Here is an 18,755-nt window from a genome sequence, read left to right on the forward strand (position 1 = left end):
CCGGACATTTCGCCGCCGGTCAGTGCAACTTCCGGAAGTTGCAGTAGCCGATTTCGTCGCAGCGCTCCTTGAGGCGGGGCCAGAGGCCTTCCTCCCTGACCAGGCGGACCGCCGCGGGGAACATGATGTGGTTTTCCTTGTAGATGTGGTCGCCGAGGTTGTATACGATGTAAGCGGCGAGCTCGCCCAGTTCGCGGCGGAAGGCTTCGAAGCCGCCGTCCGCGCCCCGCGCGGCAAGGGCCTTTAAGGCGTGCTTGCGCTCGCGCAGTTCTTCGTGTTCGGCCTCCATGGCCTCGACGGTGGCGCCGATGCCGCGCTTGGTCAGCTCGGGGAAGACTACTTCTTCCTCACGCCGGTGGTGGTATTCCGCCGCCAGCAGGTTGGCGGCGATGTCGGCCAGTTCCTGCCGGGCGGCGGGGTCGAGGGCCGCCGCGGCCTGCACCCTGGCGTTGAGGGCTTCCAGGCGTTCGAGGGTGGCGAGGATCTGCTCGTGCTCCTCGATCATGGTGCGCACCGGATGCCACGGCTCGATGGCGGCCTGCAGTTGCAGGAGCTCGTGCCGGAGGTTGTCGAGGTGGAGACGGTGCAGTTGGTGGAGGTCGGCAGGGTCGAGGTTATGCCTGGCCAGTCGCTCTTCGGCCAGGGCGACCGTCTCCGGGCGGACGAAGGCGAAGACCGCCTTGGCTTCGCGTTTTATCTGGTCGGAATCGGCGCCGCCCTTGTAGCGTTCGACGAGGTCGACGATCATTGCGGCGCGCTGCTCGCTTTCCAGCATTTGATATCCTCCTTTGAATTAGGCGTCGTGTGCGGGGGCAGGCCCCGCGAGATAGTTTTCCCGTCGGGGGGAAATCTACACCGCGGCGGACGAAATGTGCAGGTCTTATCTGGCAATCTGTAGTATAATTGGTATTGAATACGTAATTTCCCACGGCAAAATTCCGATAAAAAACCGTTTACAGGAGGAATCGCCATGATCTCATCCACCGTGGCCGAGCAGCTCCGGCGCATTGCCGGCAAGGAGAACGTTTTTACCGAACCGGAAGATCTCACCTGTTATTCTTATGACTCCACGCATCTGTCGGCGCTGCCCGATGTCGTGGTAGCGCCGCTGACGACGGCCGAGATCAGCGAGATCGTGAAGCTCGCCAACGCCGAGCGCATCCCGGTCATCCCCCGCGGCGGCGGGACCTGCCTCTCGGGCGGTACCATCCCGACCGACGGCGGGATTATTCTCGCCTTGCACCGCATGAATAAGATCCTCGAAATCGACCAGGACAACCTGACGGCAACCGTCCAGCCGGGCGTCATCACGGCCACCTTCCACCAGGCGGTGGAAAAAGAAGGGCTCTTCTACCCGCCCGACCCGCAGAGCATGCTGATGTCGACGATCGGCGGCAACGTGGCCGAGAACGCCGGCGGGCCGCGGGGCGTGAAGTACGGGGTGACGAAGGATTATGTCCTCGGCCTTGAGGTGGTAACGCCGACCGGCGGCATTTTGCGGGTGGGCGGCAAGACGATCAAGAATGTGAGCGGCTATGATCTGATGCGGCTGTTTGCCGGGTCGGAGGGCACGCTGGGGATTATCACCGAGATCACGGTGCGGCTGGTGCCGCTGCCGGAGGCGAAACGGACGCTGCTGGCGATGTTCGACACGCTCGACGACGCCGCCGCGGCGGTGTCGAGCATCATCAAGCACCGCATCATCCCGACGACGCTGGAGCTGATGGATCACAAGATCATGGAGCTGATCGAGTCGTTCAAGCCGGTCGGGTTCCCGATGGATGTCGAGGGCGCCATCCTCATCGAGGTGGACGGCAGCGAGCACGATGTCAACAAACAGATCGACAAGGTGGCGGAAATCTGCGCCGCGTGCCGTTCGCGCGAGGTGAAGGTGGCCAAGGACCAGGCGGAGGCCGCCCAGTTGTGGGCCGGCCGCCGGTCGGCGTTCGGGGCGCTGTGCAAGAGCGCAAGGACGGTGTTCGTCGAGGACGCGACCGTGCCGCGCAGCAAGGTGCCGGATATCGTGAAACGCATCCAGGAGATCGCCCGAAAGTACGATTTGGTTATTCCCATTCTCGGCCATACCGGCGACGGCAATATGCACCCCAACATCCTGACCGACGAGCGCAACGCGGAGGAGATGAAACGGGTCGACGCGGCGATCGACGAGATGTTCGAGGCCGCACTGGCCCTGGGCGGCACGCTGTCGGGCGAGCACGGCATCGGCCTGATCAAGCGGAAATATATGCCGTGGCAGTTCGGCGAGGAAGGCCTGGATTTCATGCGGAGCATCAAGCGGTCCGTCGACCCGAACAATATCCTCAACCCGGGCAAGATGTTCCTCATGGAGAAGGGTGAATGACATGAAGACGCTGAAACAGATGCGGGAAGAGTCCGAAAAGTGCCTGCGCTGCGGCCTCTGCCAGATCGTGTGCCCGATCTACAACGTGCTGGGCAGCGAGCCGGCGGTGGCGCGCGCCAAGGTCCGCCTGGCCCGTGAGCTGGCGGGCGACGTCCTCAAGGTGACGCCGCGGATGAGGAAGATCATGTCGCTGTGCCTGAACTGCAAGGCGTGCGTCGCCAACTGCCCGTCGCAGGTGCACACCGATAAGCTGGTGCTGGCGGCGCGGGCCCAGATCAAGGACGAGGACGGCCTGCCTTTCCTGCTCGGCGCCGCCCTGAAACAATTCCTGCCCAATAACAGCCTCCAGGGCGTGGCGGCCAAATCGGCCTATCTCTACCAGCATCTCGGGCTGCAACAGGCGGTGCGCGGCAGCGGGCTTCTCAAGGCGGTGTCCCCCGACCTCGCCCAGAAGGAGGGCGTGATGCCGGAGTTCGCCCCGCGAACTTTCCGCGCCGAGCTGGCGAATATGACGCTTAAGAAGGGCGGCAAGGTCAAGGTCGCCTATTATCTGAGCTGCATGACGAATATGGTCAATCCGGCGCTGGGCAAGGCGGTGATCGAGGTGCTGGAGCGCCACGGCTGCGAGGTCGTCATTCCGACGGACGTGCAGTGCTGCGGCACGCCGCAATTGGCGTACGGCGACGTGGAGACGGCCGAGGCGCTGGCGAGGAACAACGCCAGGCTGCTGGCGGCGACGGGCGCGGATTACATCCTGACGGACTGCGGGACGTGCGGCGACACGCTGCGCCATTACGAGGAGCTGACCGCCGACGCCGCCGGCTTCGAGCAGAAGGTGCTGGATGTGAGCGAGTTCCTCGTCGACAAGCTGGGCGTCAAGCCTGGCGACAAGCCGGTGGAGGCGGTCGTAACCTATCACGATTCCTGTCACCTCAACAGGGGCCAGGGGGTGAACAGGCAGCCGCGCGAGATTCTCAAGGCCATTCCCGGCCTGACTTTCCGGGAGATGGCGGAGGCCGACCGCTGCTGCGGCGGCGCCGGGACGTTCGCGATCACCAATTACGATCTGTCGATGGCTATCCTCGACAGGAAGGTCGGCAATATCAAGGCGGTTAACCCGACGATCGTGGCCGCCGGCTGCCCGGCGTGCAAGATGCAGCTCGAGCACGGGCTGGCCCGCAACAATGTCGGGGCAACGGTGGCCCACCCGGTGGAGCTACTGGCGAAAACGTACTGAGCTAATACGCGGAAGAACACGCGATACCCCCTATCCCAAGTGGTTATAGGGGGTATCGCTTTTGTTTATGCGCCTTTTTTCACTTTTTCACAGGAAAAATATGAAGATATTTAGAAATATTTCAATGTCGAATTTTGGCAGAAGGTGGCTGGGCCGATCCGCAAAATTGTCCCGGGGCAGCAAGCTGCGCGGCGACAGTTATCTATATATAGTCTATCAGCAAAAGGAGCGGATTTTGTGCAAACACCACAGTTTAAGCAAGGCAGTCTCCGCCGGAGCGGATTCAGCGTGCACAGCCTGCAGGCAAAAATCACTTTCGCGGTTCTGGCGATCTTCCTCGTGTCTCTCGCGGCGCTGGGCGGACTGAATTTCGACCAGGCCCACAGGATCCTCACCACCAACATCGTGCAACAGATGCAGGCGGAAGCGGCCGGTGAGGCCGACAAGGTCGGCGAGCTTTTGAAAGGCGTAGGCATGGAGCTTACGGGGCTGACGCATATGCCGGCGATACAGAGCGGCGATCCCAAGGCGATCGTGCCCGTCCTGGCGTCGCTGGCGAAATCGTATCCGAAATTCGATTCGCTGGCGTACGTCAATACCGCCGGGTTTCACTACAACAATACGGGCGCTACCGGCGACCTCAGCTCCCGGCCTTATATCCAGCAGGCTCTGAAGGGTAAGGTGGCGGTGTCCGACCCGGTCGTTTCCCGGGCGACCGGCCGGCTGGTGGTGAACGTGACGGTGCCGGTCAAGACGGACGGCAAAGTAACGGGGGCGCTGTTCGGGAGCCTCGGCATGGAAGATATGACCAAGATGATTGTGGAGCATAAGGTCGGCAAGACAGGCTATGCGTTCATGTGCCGGGGCGACGGCCTGCTGATCGTCCATCCCAATAAGGAGCTGGCCATGAAGGTCAACTCCCTGACAGACGCCAAGACCGACGCCGGGATGAAGGCGGTGGCCGAGCGGATGGTCAAGGGGGAAAAGGGCCTGGCGACGGTCACGTCGCGCGGGATCGACCGCTATTATTCCTTCGCGCCGGTGCCGGGGACGGCCTGGTCGCTGGGACTTTCGGTGCCGATTGCCGAGGTGTCCGGGGTGGTCTCCGGACTGAAGACGACGTCGGTTATTACGATCGTGATCATACTGGTGGTCTCGGCTATTCTCGTCGCCTGGCTGGTGCGCCGGATGACCGCGCCGCTCCAGGTGGTGGAGGCGGCGGCCAACCGCATTGCCGGCGGCGATATTTCCAGCGTGGAGCTGTCCGTGAAGTCGAACGACGAGATCGGCCGGCTGGCGCAAAGCTTCACGCAGATGGCGCAGAACCTGCGCTCCCTGATCAGGCAGATCACCGCCAACGCCGATCAGGTGGCGGCTTCGGCCGAGGAGCTTACGGCCAGCGCCGAGCAGTCGGCCCAGGCGGCCAACCAGATTGCGGCTTCGATCAACGGGGTGGCCGGCGGGGCGACGGAGCAGCTGGCGGCTGCGGAGGAGACGGCGTCGGTGGTGAATCAAATGTCGACCGCGATGCAGCAGGTGGCGGCCAACGCCAACCATGTGGCCGGGCAGTCGGCCCAGGCGGCCGATAAGGCGAAGGCCGGCGGAATCGCGGTGGATAAGGCGGTCAGCCAGATGGCCCAGATCGAGAATACGGTCAACGCTTCGGCGCAGGTGGTCGCCAAGCTGGGCGAACGTTCGAAGGAGATCGGCCAGATCGTGGAGACGATTTCCGGCATCGCCGGTCAGACAAATCTGCTGGCTTTGAACGCGGCCATCGAGGCGGCGCGCGCCGGCGAGCAGGGCCGCGGGTTCGCGGTGGTAGCCGAGGAGGTCAGGCAGCTGGCCGAGCAGTCGCAGGACGCGGCCAAGAAGATCGCCGAGCTGATCGGCGATATCCAGGGCGACACCGACCGGGCGGTGGCGGCGATGACCGACGGCACGCGCGAGGTCAAGACGGGCGCCGAGGTGGTTACCTCGACCGGCGCGGTCTTCCGCGAGATCGTGGAGCTGGTGTCGCAGGGGGCCGACCGGATGCGGGAGATTTCGGCGGCCATCCAGCAGATGGCCGGCGGCAGCCAGCAGATCGTGTCCTCGGTGGGCAGGATCGACGCGCTCAGCAAGTCGTCCGCGGGCGAGGCGCAGAGCGTTTCGGCGGCGGCCGAGGAGCAGCTCGCTTCGATGGAGGAGATCGCTTCCTCGAGCGAGGAGCTGGCGAGGCTGGCCCAGGAGCTGCAGGGCGCGGTGGCGCAATTCAGGCTGTAGTACGGAGACCCCCCCGACCGGTTACAGGTCGGGGGGGTTTTAGTTCAGTATAGCTTTAGCGCTTCATTTGCAGGTACTGGTCCGCTTTTTCGATTACGGCGGCGGCGAGATCGGCTTCGGGTACCGCCACGGCGTCCACGGCGGCGGCGGCGACGGCGATGCCGGGGACGCCGGGCGGGCCGTCGTGGCGGGCGCAGTCGGCGGTGCAGCCGCTGAGGTAGATGAGGAGGTCGGCGTCGCGGCGGTTGTAGCTTAGCCGGCAGCCGCGGGCGGCCAGGCGGGACGCGAGTTCGCCGGCCAGGCGGCCGCGGTCGATGCGGGGGTTGCAGCCGCCGCAAAAGACGATGCTGACGTGAGCGGCGTCAGCCATCCCGGCTCTCTTTGCCCTTGCGGAGGATGGCGAGCGCCTGGCGGATGAGCTCTTCGTCGGCCTGGAAGACGGGGACGATCTCGCGGACTTCGGGGGCCGCCTCTTTAAGCGCCGCCGCGACGACGTCGGCGAGGGTCTGCTGGGCGCCGGGGCAGGTGGCGCAAGCGCCGGTCAGCCTGACTTTGAGGACGCCGTCGGCGGTGAGTTCGACGAGCTCGATGTCGCCGCCGTGGGCGCGAAGCGCCGGACGGACCTGTTGGTCGATGATTTTGCCGAGTTTATCCATGACCCCTCTCCCCCATCACCGGCCGGCCGCGGGCTCGATGCCGGCGATGGCCCGGGCGAGGTCTTTTTTCTGCTCGATGTTGCCCTGGCGGGCGATCATGATCCGCTGGGCCTGGGGCGAGCCGGCGCCGTGCATCGATTCGGTGCGGTAGCCGACGGCGGCGGCGCCGAGGGTGATGTTTTCGATCAGTCTGAGGACGCGCATGCGGTGCTCGGTGGGTACGCCGGCGACGCCGCGCAGGTATTTTTCGACGACCGGGCCGATTTCCGGATGGCGGAGGTCTTTTTCCGACGGCATGGTAACCATGAGGCCGCCGGCGATGTCTTCGGCGAGGCGGGCGATCTCGTAGGGGAAGCGGGTGACGTTCTGTTTACAGACGTTGGCCAGCAGGAGGTCGATGAGGTAGGTACCGGACGCGGTCGGGTAGCCTTCGGCCGAGCAGGCGATGCCGCAGGCGTAGAGGGTTTCGTTGAGGTGGACCATTTCGATGAGTTTGTCCTTGACGGCGGAGGCCTTGGCGGCGCCGTTCATTTCGGCGGCGAGGGCCGCGGCGCCGATGAGAACGTCGCCGACGCCGACTTTGCAGCCGCCGTAGCTCTGGCGGTGGTAGCCGGCGAAGCGTTCGACGAGCGCGCCGCTGAATTCCGTCTCGCCGCACATGAAGACGTGCTCCCAGGGAACGAATAGATCGTCGAAGACCATCAGGGCTTCGTGGCCGCCGAAACGGCTGTTGCCGACGTCGATGTCGCCGTTCTCGAGCTTGCGAGTGTCGCAGGACTGACGGCCGTAGATGTAGAAGATGCCGGGCGCGTCGGCGGGGGCGCAGAAGGAGACGGCGTAGTCGGCGTCGTCGGCGCCCATGGTCATGGTGGGCATGACGAGTATCCAGTGAGAGTTGAGGGCGCCGGTCTGGTGGCATTTGGCGCCGCGGACGACGATGCCGTCGGCGCGCTTTTCGACCACCCGGACGTAGAGGTCGGGGTCGGCCTGTTTGCCGGGCGGCAGGCTGCGGTCGCCTTTGGGGTCGGTCATGGCGCCGTCGACGGTGAGGTCTTCGTCCTGGATTTTGCGCAGGAAGGCGGTGAAGCGTTTATGGTATTCGCTGCCGAGTTTGCCGTCCATTTCGAAGGTGACGCTGTCGACGGCGTTGATGGCGTCCATGCCGACGCAGCGCTGGAAGCAGGCGGCGGTTTTCTGGCCGAGGAGGCGCTGCATTTTGACTTTTTTGACGAGGTCGTCGCTGCTCTGGTGGAGGTGACAGAAGCGGTTGATCGTTTCGCCGCTGAGGTGGGAGACGGCGGTCATGAGAGACTGGTAGCGGGGGTCGTGGGCCAGTTCGTAGGTCATTTTGACGGCGTTCATCGACGGACGGATGATGGGGTGGTCGACAGGGTTGTCGATGAGTTCGCCCTGGAGGTAGACTTTGAATTTGAGCTTGCGGAGGCTGTCTTCGTATTCGCGGCCGGTCATGAGAGCCATATGTGAACATCTCCTTTGCGCTGGCGTTGGCTGTCATGTATGTATTCCCGCGCGCCCGGCCGTATTCCTCCCGTCGGTGGACGCCGTTCGTAGGAAAAGGCTGCCCGGATTATTCTCCCAGGGTGAGGTCCCAGCGCTGCTCGGTGAGTTTGTCGCGCCAGGTGGTGTTCTCGGTTTCTTCGGTGAGGCGAAAGCCGAAGCTTTCGTAGAGGTGGCAGGCGGCGTCGAGGCCGCGGAAGGTCCAGAGGAAGACGTGGGCGAAGGCGCGCTGGCGGCAGTAGTCGATGGCGACGTTCATGAGGCGGCGGCCAAGGCCGCTGCCGCGGAAGGCGGGCTCGACGAGGAACCAGCGCAGTTGGCCGGTGCCCGGGCCGGCGGCGACGATGGCGATCGCGCCGACGACCTGGCCGGCGGCTTCGGCGACCCATATCTCGCCGTCCGACCCGCCGGCGAAGAATTTGGCCATACCGGCGATGACATAGCTTTCGAATACTTTGTCGAGGCCGTATTCCTGTTCGTAGAGGATGCCGTGGCGATAGGCGATGTAGCCGGCGTCGCCCGCCCGGTAGGTGCGGATGACGACCGGCCCGGACGGCTGGGGCTGGCGGGAGAGGATGGCCCTGACGGCTTCCATGTGGGCGACGAGTTGCTGCTGTTCGGCGACGCTTAGGCCGTTCAGGACGGCGACGATCTGGCGGGTGGAGGCGTCGGAAATGGCGGTCATGACGCTTTTCCCCTTGTCGGTCAGGGACAGGAGCTGCACGCGCCCGTCGTCCGGCGAACGAACGGTGGTCAGCAGTTTCTCGCGCCTGAAGCGCCGCAATATGCGGCTGAGGTAGCCGGGGTCGATGTCGAGCAGCCGGGTGAGGTCGGTGGCGGTGTACCGCCCGGCCATGAGGAGTTCGAGGAGCACGCGGGCTTCGGCCAGCGAATAGGGGCTGTCGAGGATGGTTTTGTTGACGAGGCCGATGATGTTGGTGTAGAAACGGTTGAATTCCCTGATCCTGGCGGCCCGTTGCAGGGTGGCGTCCTGCATAGGTCAACCCTCCTTAGCTGTCTTTTGCCACCAAAGTACCATATTTATTTGACTTAGTCAAGTAAATTTGCGGTAAGGGGCGAAAAGGAAAGCACGGCGTCAGCCGTGCTTTATCGTTTATTGGGTTGCCCCGCCCCCATCGTTCCGGAGGCCGGCGGCGAAGGCGCGCAGTTCGAAGAGTTCGTGTTCTTTGTAGACTTTGGTGACGAAGACGGTGAGGTGTTCGGCGAGGTCGAGGTCGGGGCCGTTTTCGACGACAGCGCCGGCGGCGTCGAGGAGGATTTTGACGACGGGGCGGGCCTGAAGCCTGGGGCGCACGCTGGCTACGACCGCGGTTTCGCCGCCGCTTAGCCGGACGACGGTGCCGACGGGATAGATGGCGACGTTGGCGAGGAAGATGTCGAGGATGGCTTTGTCGAGGTATTTGTCGGCGAGGGTCATCATTATTTCGTAGGCTTCGTGGGGCAGCATCCCTTTGCGGTAGGGCCGGTCGGCGATGAGGGCGTCGAAGATGTCGGCGACGGCGACGATCCGGGCGTATTCGTGGATATTGTCGCCTTTGAGCCGGCGCGGGTAGCCGGTGCCGTCGATGCGTTCGTGGTGCTGGAAGGCTACGTGGGCGGCAAGGGTGGATATCTCCCGCCGCTTGCGGATGATTTCGAAGCCGTCGTTGACGTGCCGCTGCATGGCTTCGGATTCGGCGGGGGTGAGGTTGCCGACTTTGAGGATGATGTCCTTGGGCACGGCGAGCATGCCGATATCGTGGAGGAGGGCGCCGAGGGCCAGGTCGATGAGTCTGGCTTCGTTGTAGTCGAGGCTGAGGGCGATGAGGACGGAGATTATGGCGACGTTGACCGAGTGGGCGTAGACGTAGTCCTGGTAGGTGCGCAGGTCGAAGGTATGGATCATGGATTCGCGGTTGCCGACGATTTCGGCGACCATGGTTTTGACTTCGCCGCGCAGGGCAGCGGTGTCGAGGTCGCCGCTTTTCTGGTAGCCGGCGAAGGCGGTCTGAAGTGCGCGGATTAGTTTGACCCGGGTGTCCTCCCGCACGAGCTCGGGCACGTCGATGGCTTCGAAGAGCGGATTCCTGATGTAGACCGAGCCGATGCCCAGGCTGGCTAGTTTTTTGATGCTGGCGTCGGTAAGGACCATGCCGTTTCTAACAAGGAGCCGGCCGTCGGCGCCGCGCACGTTGCCGGCGACGGTCATACCGGACTGCAGGACGGCAAGGGATACGCGCTGCATACTTCCCCCTATCTGCGTTGGCACGGGCAAGGCGACCGGAGCCGGAACGGACGCCCGTGCGGACGACGAATAAGCTATATGAAAATTTTATTCTTTCCGGCGACGGCCTGCCAGGGACCCGGGTCCTAAAAAAACGGGCGGAAGGTCCCATCTTCCTCCCTCCCCCAGGGGGAGCGCCTCTCCCCTCGCTTACCCGACTGCCGCAGGAATATGGGGCCCGGACGGCGAATACACTGTAAAGAAATCCCCCGGCGGGCGCCGATGGAGGTAGCCATGAACAGCCACGGCCCGGACAAGGAGCCGTCCGCCGATTATCTGCGGCGGCTGGTGGAACGCCTGGAGGCGATGCGGATCGCGGAGTATCTGGAACTGCTGGAGAAGCCGCGCCGGCTGGTGATGACCAATTTTGTCGCCGGCGTCGCCCGCGGCCTGGGGTTCGCGATCGGGACGACGATTGTTTTCGCGGTCGTGATCGAGGTGCTGAGACGACTTATACTGATTAACATTCCGGTGATCAGCGATTATTTGGTGGATATCATCCGCCTGATAGAGATGCGAAAGTAAGAAAGACGCTCGTTTGAGCGTCTTTCGCTTTTATGTTTCGCCGGACGGCGACGGGAGAGGCTTGAGGATGAGCGGCACGATCGAGGCCAGGGGCTGCTGGAAGAGCATGAAGAGGGTGATGGGCACGGCGACGGCGGGCGGGAAATGGGCGATGGCGAGCACGAGCCCTGAGCTGATGTTGCGGATGCCGATGCTGTAGACCATGGCGAAGGCGACGTCCCGGGGACGCCCCCGGACGACGAGGGAACCGAGATAGCCCAGGAAATAGCTGGCGGCGACGATGAAGAAGGTGATCAGGATCATTTTCAGGATCGCCGGGCTCCAGTCGACGGCGGGGGCGACGAGGGCGGCGTTGAAGAATATTACTACGTAGAAGGTGACTTTGGCGGTGACGCCGCCGAAGCCCTTGGCGTAGGCGACGGCCTTTTCCTTGAGGATGTCGTGGAGGATCATGCCTACGAGGCTGGGAATGGTTATCATCCACATAAGCTGCAGGGCCATCTGCTTGTAGTCGATGTGGAGGGCCTGGCCGACGGTGACGAGGAAGAAGGCGGGCAGGAAGAAGGGAACGATCACGGTGTCGAGCGCGAGGGTGACAAGCGCGACCGGGACGTTGCCCCTGACGATGGAGGTCCAGATTACGGAGGTGACGCCGACCGGCACGGAGGCGGCGACGAGATAGCCGATGCGGACGCTGATGTCGTCGGGGTAGAAGATGTAGCCCATCAGCCAGGCCATGAGGGGCGAGCCCAGGTGGGCGAGGCAGAGTGTCCACAGGGAGATCCATGGCCGGCTGAGTACTTTGCCGAATTGCATGAGGCTGGTTTCGAGCGCGGTGACGAAGGTGGCGTAGCCGAAGAGGACGATGAGCGCCATGCGGAGCTGGGGGGAATCGGCGATGGCGGAATTGAAGCCGAGGAGGAGCGCGCCGAGTACGCCGAGGTACATTTTTTTCCCCAGCCAGGCGTTGAGTTTGCTGAAGTCCATGATGGCGGTTTTCCTTCTTATGGAGTGTCGGCCAGACGGCCGCGGCGGGTGTCGTTACGGTTATAGTATGTTCAGCTGGCGGATTATGACGTTGTGAATGTATTCCAGCCGGTCAGTCGTTGGCGAAGATGGTGATGTCGCGGCCCATCTGCTTGGCTTTGTAAAGAGCCTGGTCGGCGGCGGTGACGAGCCGTTCGCCGGTGGCTTCGTCGGCCGCGTCCCGGTTGGTCCAGGTGGCGCCGCCGATGCTGACGGTGACGTTGATGAAGCCTTTGCCGACCGGGAATTGGCTTTCGGACACTTTGAGGCGCATACGCTCGGCGACCGATACGGCCCGGACTCGGTCGGTGTCGGGCAGGATGACGGCGAATTCCTCGCCGCCGTAGCGGGCTGTCAGGTCGACGCTGCGGAAGCTGTCCCTGATGATGGCGCCGAGTTGCTGGAGCACGGCGTCGCCCGCCGGGTGCCCGTGGATGTCGTTGATGGCTTTGAAGTTGTCGACGTCGATCATGAGGAGGCTGAGGGGCTTGGCGGTGCGCCACATTTTTTTGATTTCGCGGTCGAGGACGTAATCGAACATCCGCCGGTTGGCCAGGCCGGTGAGCAGGTCGTAGAAGCCTATTCGCTGGATGGTGGCGTAAACGTCTTTGCGGCCGAGGAGCATGGAAAGGTGGCCGATCGTCCGCTCGATGAAGTTTTCCAGGGCGTCGTGGTCGGCGGCTTTGTCGAGCTGCCGCCAGTGGAAAACGATCAGGCCCTGAAGACTGTCGCGATAGACGAGCGGAACGGTGTAGAGCAGTTTGGCGGCGCCGGCGCCGCCCTGGCGGAAGGCTTGTTTGACGATCAGGTCTTTGCGCCCGCCGCCGGGCGGGGGCAGCAGTTTCTGCAACCGTTCTTTGCCATACAGCGTTTTGAGGCGGCCGATGTCGGCCATGGAGAAGCCGCGGGCCATGACTTCCTGCAGTTGGCCGTCGGGGAGGGCGGGCTCGATGCCGAATACGGCGATGCCGTCGACGCCGAGCACGGCGGCGAAGGTTTCGCCGACTTTGTAGAACAGGCTCCCCAGCGAGGCTTGTTCGAGCTTGAGGGCTTCGACGAGAAATTCGTTCTCGGCGGCGCGGTATTTGGCCTCGCGCTCGCAGTCGGCGCGCTCGATTATTGCCGTGGCCTGCCGGGCAAACAGCGCCAGCAGGTCGGCGTCGAGGTCGGAGAAATGGTCGGACCGTTCGGCGAAGGCTTCGAGTACGCCGATAACGCCCTGCCCGGTGACGAGGGGGACGCCGACCATGGACATGAGACAAAGGCGGGCGGCGCCGGGGCGCAGGCGGTAGTTGTACTGGGAGAGGTCGTGGACAATGACGGGCTGACCGCTGAAGTAGCTGTTGCCCATGAATTTGCGCTCTAACGGGACGTCGCCGGGGTCGACGCTGCTGCGCCAGGCGACCGCCCGGAAGGTCCGGCCGGCGGCCTCGTAGCGGCTGAGAAAGAGGTGGTCGCAGCCTACCGCCGCGTGGGCTTCCTGGACAAGGAGGTCGAGGGCGTCCTGCGGTTTTGCCCCGGGGTCGAGGGACAGGCTCAGCCCCCGGACGAGACGCGGGAGGTCGAAAGGTTCATGTTTGGCTTGTTCTTGTTCGGCGTTCACAGGCAACATCTCCGCTCATGAAAACATCGGCTGCCGAAGCAGACGGCAAAAACCGGCGGTGTTTCGCCGGTCAGTACTTTTTTTGCCACATAACCTGGTAGCCGTTGCCCGGATGGGTGTCGTCGCGCTTGATCTGGATGGTTCGATCCTTGTCGGCCGTTTTTATGTTTACGCATTTTGCGCCAGATTCGACCGTAACCCCCGGAAGGATGGCGCGTTCGTTGCTCTCTTTTTTGAGCGAGTAGGAGTAGTCGACGATATCGCCTGGCGCGGGCTTGAAGGCCTCGGGTTTGTCCGCCAGCCTCATCTGGCCGGTGCGGCTGCCGGAAGCGGCGGGAGCAGGCTTTTCTGCGGACGGCGTCGCGGGCGGGACCGGGTCCGGCGTCGCCAGCGACGGCGCGGGCGGCGGGCTTTTGACGGCGAAGTAGCCGGCGTGGACGAGGAGGGCTGCGACGGTTACTAGAGCCAATACGGTTGCCAGGCGCCAGAACGTTTTTTTATCCATGCTGTTATCCTTCCGCGGAACCGTGTTTGGGAAATTATATTCGCCGCGCCCCGCGACACTCCCTCCCGCCCCGCGCCATTTTCCCGCCGCGAAAATGAAGCGACCGCCGACGAACGCCCGCGAGGGGGGTGGCCGGCGGCGCTGTAGGCGATCCAAGGTTGCTGGCAGATACCAGTTACCCGTTCTCGCCTACTTGTATATCTGGGGGTTGACGCAGGTGAGCGGCTTGCCGCCTTTGAGGACGGCGATGATGTTTTTGGCCGCGAGTTCCGCCATGGCGTCGCGCGTTTCGACGGTGGCGTTGCCGAGGTGGGGGCAGAGGATGACGTTGTCTAATTCTTCTAGGCCGGGGGTGATCTTGGGCTCGAATTCGTAGACGTCGAGGGCGGCGCCGGCGATCGTGCCGGCGCGCAGGGCTTGGAGGAGGGCATGTTCGTCGATGAGCGGCCCGCGGGCGGCGTTGATGATGTAGGCGCCGCTCTTCATGGCGGCCAGTTGGGGGGCACCGATCATGTGGCGCATGGACGGGTCGTAGCTGACGTGGAAGGTGAGGAAGTCGGCGGCGCTGATGACGCCGTCCAGGGGCAGGTACTCCACGCCGAGTTCGGCTTCCTGGGCGGGGCTGAGGCGGGTGCGGGAGTTGTAGACGACGCGCATGTCGAAGCCTTTGGCCCGTTTGACGACGGCTTTGCCGATGTTGCCGAGGCCGACGACGCCGAGGGTTTTGCCGGCTACTTCGACGCCGAGGTGATAGAGGGGGGCCCAGCCGGTGAATTTGCCGGCGCGGATGTTTTTGTCGCCTTCGACGATGCGGCGGGCGATGGCGATGATGAGGCCCCAGGTCAGGTCGGCGGTGGCGTCGGTGGAGACGGCGGGGGTGTTGGTGACGGGGATGCCGCGGGCGGTGGCGGCGGCGAGGTCGATGTTGTTGAAGCCGGCCCCGTAGTTGGCGATGATTTTGAGGCCGGGGGCGGAATCGATGACGGCGGCGTCGATGACGTCGGACAGGAGCGGCAGCAGGGCGTCGCAGCCGGCCAGGCCGGCGATGATTTCCTCTCTTGTGAGCAGCGTGAGGCTGTCGTGCATGGTAACCGCGAATTCGCCGGCAAGCATGTTGTAAGCGACGCGGGGAACTTTTCCGGAGATGAATACTTTTTGCTTCATTTTTTTCTCCCTCCTTGCGGTTTAATCTTATCGTATTTTTTCCTATAGGTAAAATTCATATTCCGAATGTTTAATATGCGTCTGATTTATAATACAATAGAGGCAAGGAGGCGAGCCTATGGATATACGCCATCTCGAATATTTTCTCGAGGTCGCCAGGCGGGGGAGTTTCAGCAAGGCGGCCGCGAAGCTCCATGTCACCCAGCCGTCGATCAGCAAGATGATCAGGGCGCTGGAGGAGGAGCTGTCGGTGACGCTGTTCCACCGCACCAACAAGCAGGTGGAGCTGACCGACGCCGGCCAGGCGCTGCTCGAGCAGGCCCAGCAGATCGTCGGCCTTTTCCAGAACCTGACGGTGGAGCTGGATAATGTCACCAGCCTACGCAAGGGCCGGCTACGGATCGGCATGCCGCCGATCGCGGCGTCGACCGTTTTTCCCCGCGCGCTGGGGGAGTTTAACCGGTCTTTCCCGAGCATCGGCATCGAGCTTTATGAATACGGGTCGAAGAAGATTGAGGAGGCGGTGTTGGACGGCACCCTCGATACGGGGGTGGTCTGTACGCCGCCGGCGAAGACCGACTTGCTGGCCGTTTATTCGTGCATCCGCGACCCGCTGCGGGTGATCGTCCACCCCAGTCACCGCCTGGCGGGCCAAGCAGCCGTCGATTTCGCGGCGCTGGCTGACGAGGCTTTCGTTCTTTATCGCGAGGATTTCAGCCTTCACGACCATATCCTGCAGCGTTGCGGCCAGGCGGGTTTCGCGCCGCGGGTGATCTGCGCGACTTCGCAGCGGGAGTTCATGACCGGGATGGTGGCCGCCAATCTCGGCATCGCGCTGCTGCCTGGGAATATCTGCGACGGGCTCGACCCGGCGGCCATCGTTTCCGTGCCGCTCGCCGGCCCGCCGCTGTGCCTCGAGCTGGCGGTGATCCGCCGCCGGGACCGCTATTTGTCGTTCGCCGCCCGCCAGTGGCTGGCGTTCACGGCCGAGTTTCTCGGGCTGGAGCCGGCGGGAGTATGAAAAGGGAAAGCCGGGGCCTGTATGGCCCCGGCTTTCCCTATGATTTTATGACTTTTCCGTTTCGGCGGTGATGATGCTTACGAAGATGTCCGCCAGTACAGGGTCGAACATCGTGCCTCTGCAGGCGGCGATTTCCCGCAGCGCTTCCGCCGCCGGGACCGCCTGGCGGTAGGGGCGGTCCTGGGTCATGGCGTCGAAGGCGTCGGCTATTAGGAGGATGCGGCATTCGACTGGGATGTCTTCGCCTCTCAGGCCGAGCGGATAGCCGCCGCCGTTCCACCATTCGTGGTGTTTGAGGATCCAGTCGGCGATGTGGTGGAAATCGGGGGAGGCGACCGCGATCCGGTAGCCGATTTCGCTGTGACGGTGCATGATCTTGGTTTCGGCTTCGTCGAGGCGGCCGGGTTTGAAGAGGATGTTGTCGGGAATGCCGACTTTGCCGATGTCGTGGAATTGCGCCAGCAGGCGGAGATCGCCGATTCGCCGCTCGGAGACGCCGACGGCTCTGGCGAGTTTTTCGACAAGTTCCTGCAGCCGGTCGGCATGGCCTTCGGTGATGAAGTCGCGGGCGTGCAGCGCCTCGGTGAGGGTTTTGACGAGGGCGCTGCGGGCGCTGTTGCTGCGGTGTAGCTTTTCCCGGTACATGCTGCTGTCGGCTTCGCGGTAGACATCGTCCATGCCGGCGTGGGAAGGGCCGCGGACGGCGTACCCCATCGAGACGCTGAGCACGTACTCCCTACTGGTCATGTTGTCGGCGGCGATGGCGGCCATTATGCGGTTAACGGTATCCTGGAGGCTGGCTTCGTCGGTGGCGGGCAGGAGAACGGCGAATTCGTCGCCGCCGATCCGGCAGAGGACGGCGCCTTCGGGGACGTTGTCCTTGATTATACGGGCGGCCTGCAGGAGTAAGGCGTCGCCGACGGCGTGACCCAGGGTGTCGTTGACGAGTTTGAGTCCGTCGATGTCGCTGATGATGATGCCGGCCGCCGGGCAGTCCCCGTTGTCGAGGCGTTGCATTTCCTGTTCGAAGTACCGGCGGTTATACATGTCGGTGAGGAGGTCGTGGGTGCTGGCGTAGGTGAGCCGCCGCTCCGCCTCCTTGCGCCCTGAGATGTCGCGGTAGATTATGTAGCCGCCCACCTGTTCGCCCATGACGACGATCGGGTAGCCGAGGACGAAGATGTCGAACCGTTGACCGTCCTTGCGTTTTCTGACCGTCTCTTTTTCGATGACCCTGTTGCCGAGCACGCTGCTGCTGATCTCGATCCCTTCCTCGCGCAGTTCGTCGGGGACGACGAGATCGTTGATAAAGCTGCCCTGTGCTTCGTCGAAGGTGTAGCCGAACAGGCGCGTGAAGTTGTTGTTGACCTTTACGATTCGATCTTCGATGTCGATGATGGCGATGCTTTCCGGGGAGTTTTCGAAGAGCTGCTCGAAGTACTCTTTCTGGAGGGCAAGTTCGTGCTGCGTGGCATGTTCCTGCCTGATGAGCTTTTGAATAGTGGTGACCATGGCGTTGAACCGGTCGCTGATTTCGGCGAATTCCACGGCGGAGTAGTCGTGCCAGCGGGCGGAGAGGTCGCCTTGCTGCACCTTGGTCATCGCCTCGACGAAGCTTTGCATCCTGGTGGCGAAACCGCTGGCTACCGACACGCCGAGGAGCAGGGCTAAGATGGCTGCGACCGCGCCTACGCCTAACGTGCGGTTTTTGATCGGCGCCAGGTCCTGCCGGAAGTTCTCCTGGGGGATGAAGCCGACGAGCTTCCAGCCGGTCCGGGCGATGGTGATGTGGCTGATGAAGGTTTTACCGTTTTCCAGGGGAAGTACGGATACGCCTTTGTACTGGTTTTTTATCTCCCAGAACCAGGCTTCGTCGGTTACGGCTTTCCCCAGCCGGGTGGGGTCGGGATGGGCGATGATCAGGCCGGACTGGTCGACGAGGATGGCGTAGCCGCCCTGACCGAAGTAGATTTTACTGACGACGTCGGCGAGCGCCTGCAGGGATATGTCGATCCCGATGACGCCGGCCGTCTTTCCGTTGACGGTCACCGTCCGCGCGACGCTGATGATCGGTTTGAAGGTGAGGGCGTCGAGATACAGGTTGCTCCATATGACGCGGTCGGGGTCATCCAGCGCCCGCTGGTACCAGGGGCGTTTGCGGGGGTCATAGCCCGGGACGGGCGCATTGTTGGACGACAGGATGAACCGGCCGTCGGCGGTACCGAAGTAGACGGCCGGCAGGTCGCTGTGGATGCGGCGGTACTGATCCCATTCGGCCTTCAGTTGATCAGGTGCGGACAGGGAGTGAGTCTGTACGCGCTCGATGTCCCGGGCGAAGGTATTGATGGCTGTGTCGACGTGGGCGATGAAGTTCTCGATGAAGAATATCCGGGCATTTTCGATGCTCTCGAGGCTGTGCTGCTCGGCCTTTTCGAGCAGGATGGCTTCGGTCTTCTGATAGGAAAGCATGCCGAGGACGATTATGGGGAGAACGATGAGCACTACGAATGCGGCGATCATCTGGGCCCTGATGCTGAATATCATTTAACTCCCCCCGCCCCTTGGTGCAAGCATGTCCAAATATTCCTTATA

At 63.1% G+C, this 18,755-nt stretch carries 16 protein-coding genes; 5 read left to right on the forward strand and 11 right to left on the reverse strand.

All coding sequences use genetic code 11. The features are described 5' to 3' along the window. Nucleotides 1-19: 19 nt before the first annotated feature. Nucleotides 20-775, reverse strand: coding sequence for a hemerythrin domain-containing protein (locus tag Q4T40_14575; GenBank protein ID MDT8902472.1), 756 nt, complete (start codon nt 773-775; stop codon nt 20-22). A gap of 195 nt (nt 776-970) precedes the next feature. Between Q4T40_14575 and Q4T40_14580 the strand changes: the two genes are divergently transcribed. The 3 genes from Q4T40_14580 to Q4T40_14590 all read left to right on the forward strand — a co-directional run bounded on the left by Q4T40_14580 (nt 971) and on the right by Q4T40_14590 (nt 5,861). Next, nucleotides 971-2,362 carry an FAD-linked oxidase C-terminal domain-containing protein gene (locus Q4T40_14580; protein ID MDT8902473.1) on the forward strand — a complete coding sequence of 464 codons (1,392 nt, stop codon included), beginning with the start codon at nt 971-973 and terminating at the stop codon, nt 2,360-2,362. Nucleotide 2,363: 1 nt separating this feature from the next. Continuing rightward, nucleotides 2,364-3,599 carry a (Fe-S)-binding protein gene (locus Q4T40_14585; protein MDT8902474.1) on the forward strand — a complete coding sequence of 412 codons (1,236 nt, stop codon included), beginning with the start codon at nt 2,364-2,366 and terminating at the stop codon, nt 3,597-3,599. A 237-nt stretch (nt 3,600-3,836) separates the two neighbouring features. Further along, nucleotides 3,837-5,861 (forward strand): methyl-accepting chemotaxis protein, encoded by a 2,025-nt coding sequence (locus Q4T40_14590; GenBank protein ID MDT8902475.1) that lies wholly within the window; start codon nt 3,837-3,839, stop codon nt 5,859-5,861. A 55-nt stretch (nt 5,862-5,916) separates the two neighbouring features. Here the strand turns inward: Q4T40_14590 and Q4T40_14595 are convergent, their stop codons facing one another. The 5 genes from Q4T40_14595 to Q4T40_14615 form a co-directional block, all read right to left on the reverse strand. Beyond that, nucleotides 5,917-6,231: a hypothetical protein gene (locus Q4T40_14595; protein ID MDT8902476.1), complete on the reverse strand. Its 315-nt coding sequence runs from the start codon at nt 6,229-6,231 to the stop codon at nt 5,917-5,919. Next, a complete protein-coding gene (locus Q4T40_14600; protein ID MDT8902477.1) occupies nt 6,224-6,517 on the reverse strand; it encodes a NifU family protein in 294 nt (97 codons plus the stop codon). The genes Q4T40_14595 and Q4T40_14600 overlap by 8 nt, the downstream gene beginning before the upstream one ends. Before the next feature lie 15 nt (nt 6,518-6,532). Beyond that, the gene (locus Q4T40_14605) at nt 6,533-7,996 is read right to left on the reverse strand and encodes a 4-hydroxyphenylacetate 3-hydroxylase family protein (GenBank protein MDT8902478.1); all 1,464 of its coding nucleotides are present in this window, start codon (nt 7,994-7,996) and stop codon (nt 6,533-6,535) included. 109 nt (nt 7,997-8,105) lie between these two features. After that, nucleotides 8,106-9,032 carry a helix-turn-helix domain-containing GNAT family N-acetyltransferase gene (locus Q4T40_14610; GenBank protein ID MDT8902479.1) on the reverse strand — a complete coding sequence of 309 codons (927 nt, stop codon included), beginning with the start codon at nt 9,030-9,032 and terminating at the stop codon, nt 8,106-8,108. 117 nt (nt 9,033-9,149) lie between these two features. Continuing rightward, a complete protein-coding gene (locus Q4T40_14615) occupies nt 9,150-10,280 on the reverse strand; it encodes an HD-GYP domain-containing protein (protein ID MDT8902480.1) in 1,131 nt (376 codons plus the stop codon). A 273-nt stretch (nt 10,281-10,553) separates the two neighbouring features. On the opposite strand from Q4T40_14615, the gene Q4T40_14620 reads away from it, so the two are divergent. After that, nucleotides 10,554-10,844 carry a DUF5665 domain-containing protein gene (locus tag Q4T40_14620; protein ID MDT8902481.1) on the forward strand — a complete coding sequence of 97 codons (291 nt, stop codon included), beginning with the start codon at nt 10,554-10,556 and terminating at the stop codon, nt 10,842-10,844. 30 nt (nt 10,845-10,874) lie between these two features. Here Q4T40_14620 and Q4T40_14625 read toward each other — a convergent pair whose 3' ends face one another. From Q4T40_14625 to Q4T40_14640, 4 genes are all read right to left on the reverse strand, one after another. Further along, a complete protein-coding gene (locus Q4T40_14625; GenBank protein MDT8902482.1) occupies nt 10,875-11,831 on the reverse strand; it encodes a bile acid:sodium symporter family protein in 957 nt (318 codons plus the stop codon). 112 nt (nt 11,832-11,943) lie between these two features. Then, the gene (locus Q4T40_14630; protein MDT8902483.1) at nt 11,944-13,473 is read right to left on the reverse strand and encodes a sensor domain-containing diguanylate cyclase; all 1,530 of its coding nucleotides are present in this window, start codon (nt 13,471-13,473) and stop codon (nt 11,944-11,946) included. A gap of 70 nt (nt 13,474-13,543) precedes the next feature. After that, nucleotides 13,544-13,978 carry a hypothetical protein gene (locus Q4T40_14635; GenBank protein MDT8902484.1) on the reverse strand — a complete coding sequence of 145 codons (435 nt, stop codon included), beginning with the start codon at nt 13,976-13,978 and terminating at the stop codon, nt 13,544-13,546. A gap of 189 nt (nt 13,979-14,167) precedes the next feature. Beyond that, nucleotides 14,168-15,142: a 2-hydroxyacid dehydrogenase family protein gene (locus tag Q4T40_14640; protein MDT8902485.1), complete on the reverse strand. Its 975-nt coding sequence runs from the start codon at nt 15,140-15,142 to the stop codon at nt 14,168-14,170. 118 nt (nt 15,143-15,260) lie between these two features. On the opposite strand from Q4T40_14640, the gene Q4T40_14645 reads away from it, so the two are divergent. Continuing rightward, nucleotides 15,261-16,163: a LysR substrate-binding domain-containing protein gene (locus Q4T40_14645; protein ID MDT8902486.1), complete on the forward strand. Its 903-nt coding sequence runs from the start codon at nt 15,261-15,263 to the stop codon at nt 16,161-16,163. A gap of 45 nt (nt 16,164-16,208) precedes the next feature. On the opposite strand, the gene Q4T40_14650 is transcribed toward Q4T40_14645, so the two are convergent. Further along, nucleotides 16,209-18,707, reverse strand: coding sequence for a diguanylate cyclase (locus tag Q4T40_14650; GenBank protein ID MDT8902487.1), 2,499 nt, complete (start codon nt 18,705-18,707; stop codon nt 16,209-16,211). Nucleotides 18,708-18,755 lie beyond the last annotated feature (48 nt).

Source organism: Selenomonadales bacterium 4137-cl, assembly GCA_032334055.1.
GTDB classification, from domain to species: domain Bacteria; phylum Bacillota; class Negativicutes; order Sporomusales; family UBA7701; genus Anaeroselena; species Anaeroselena agilis.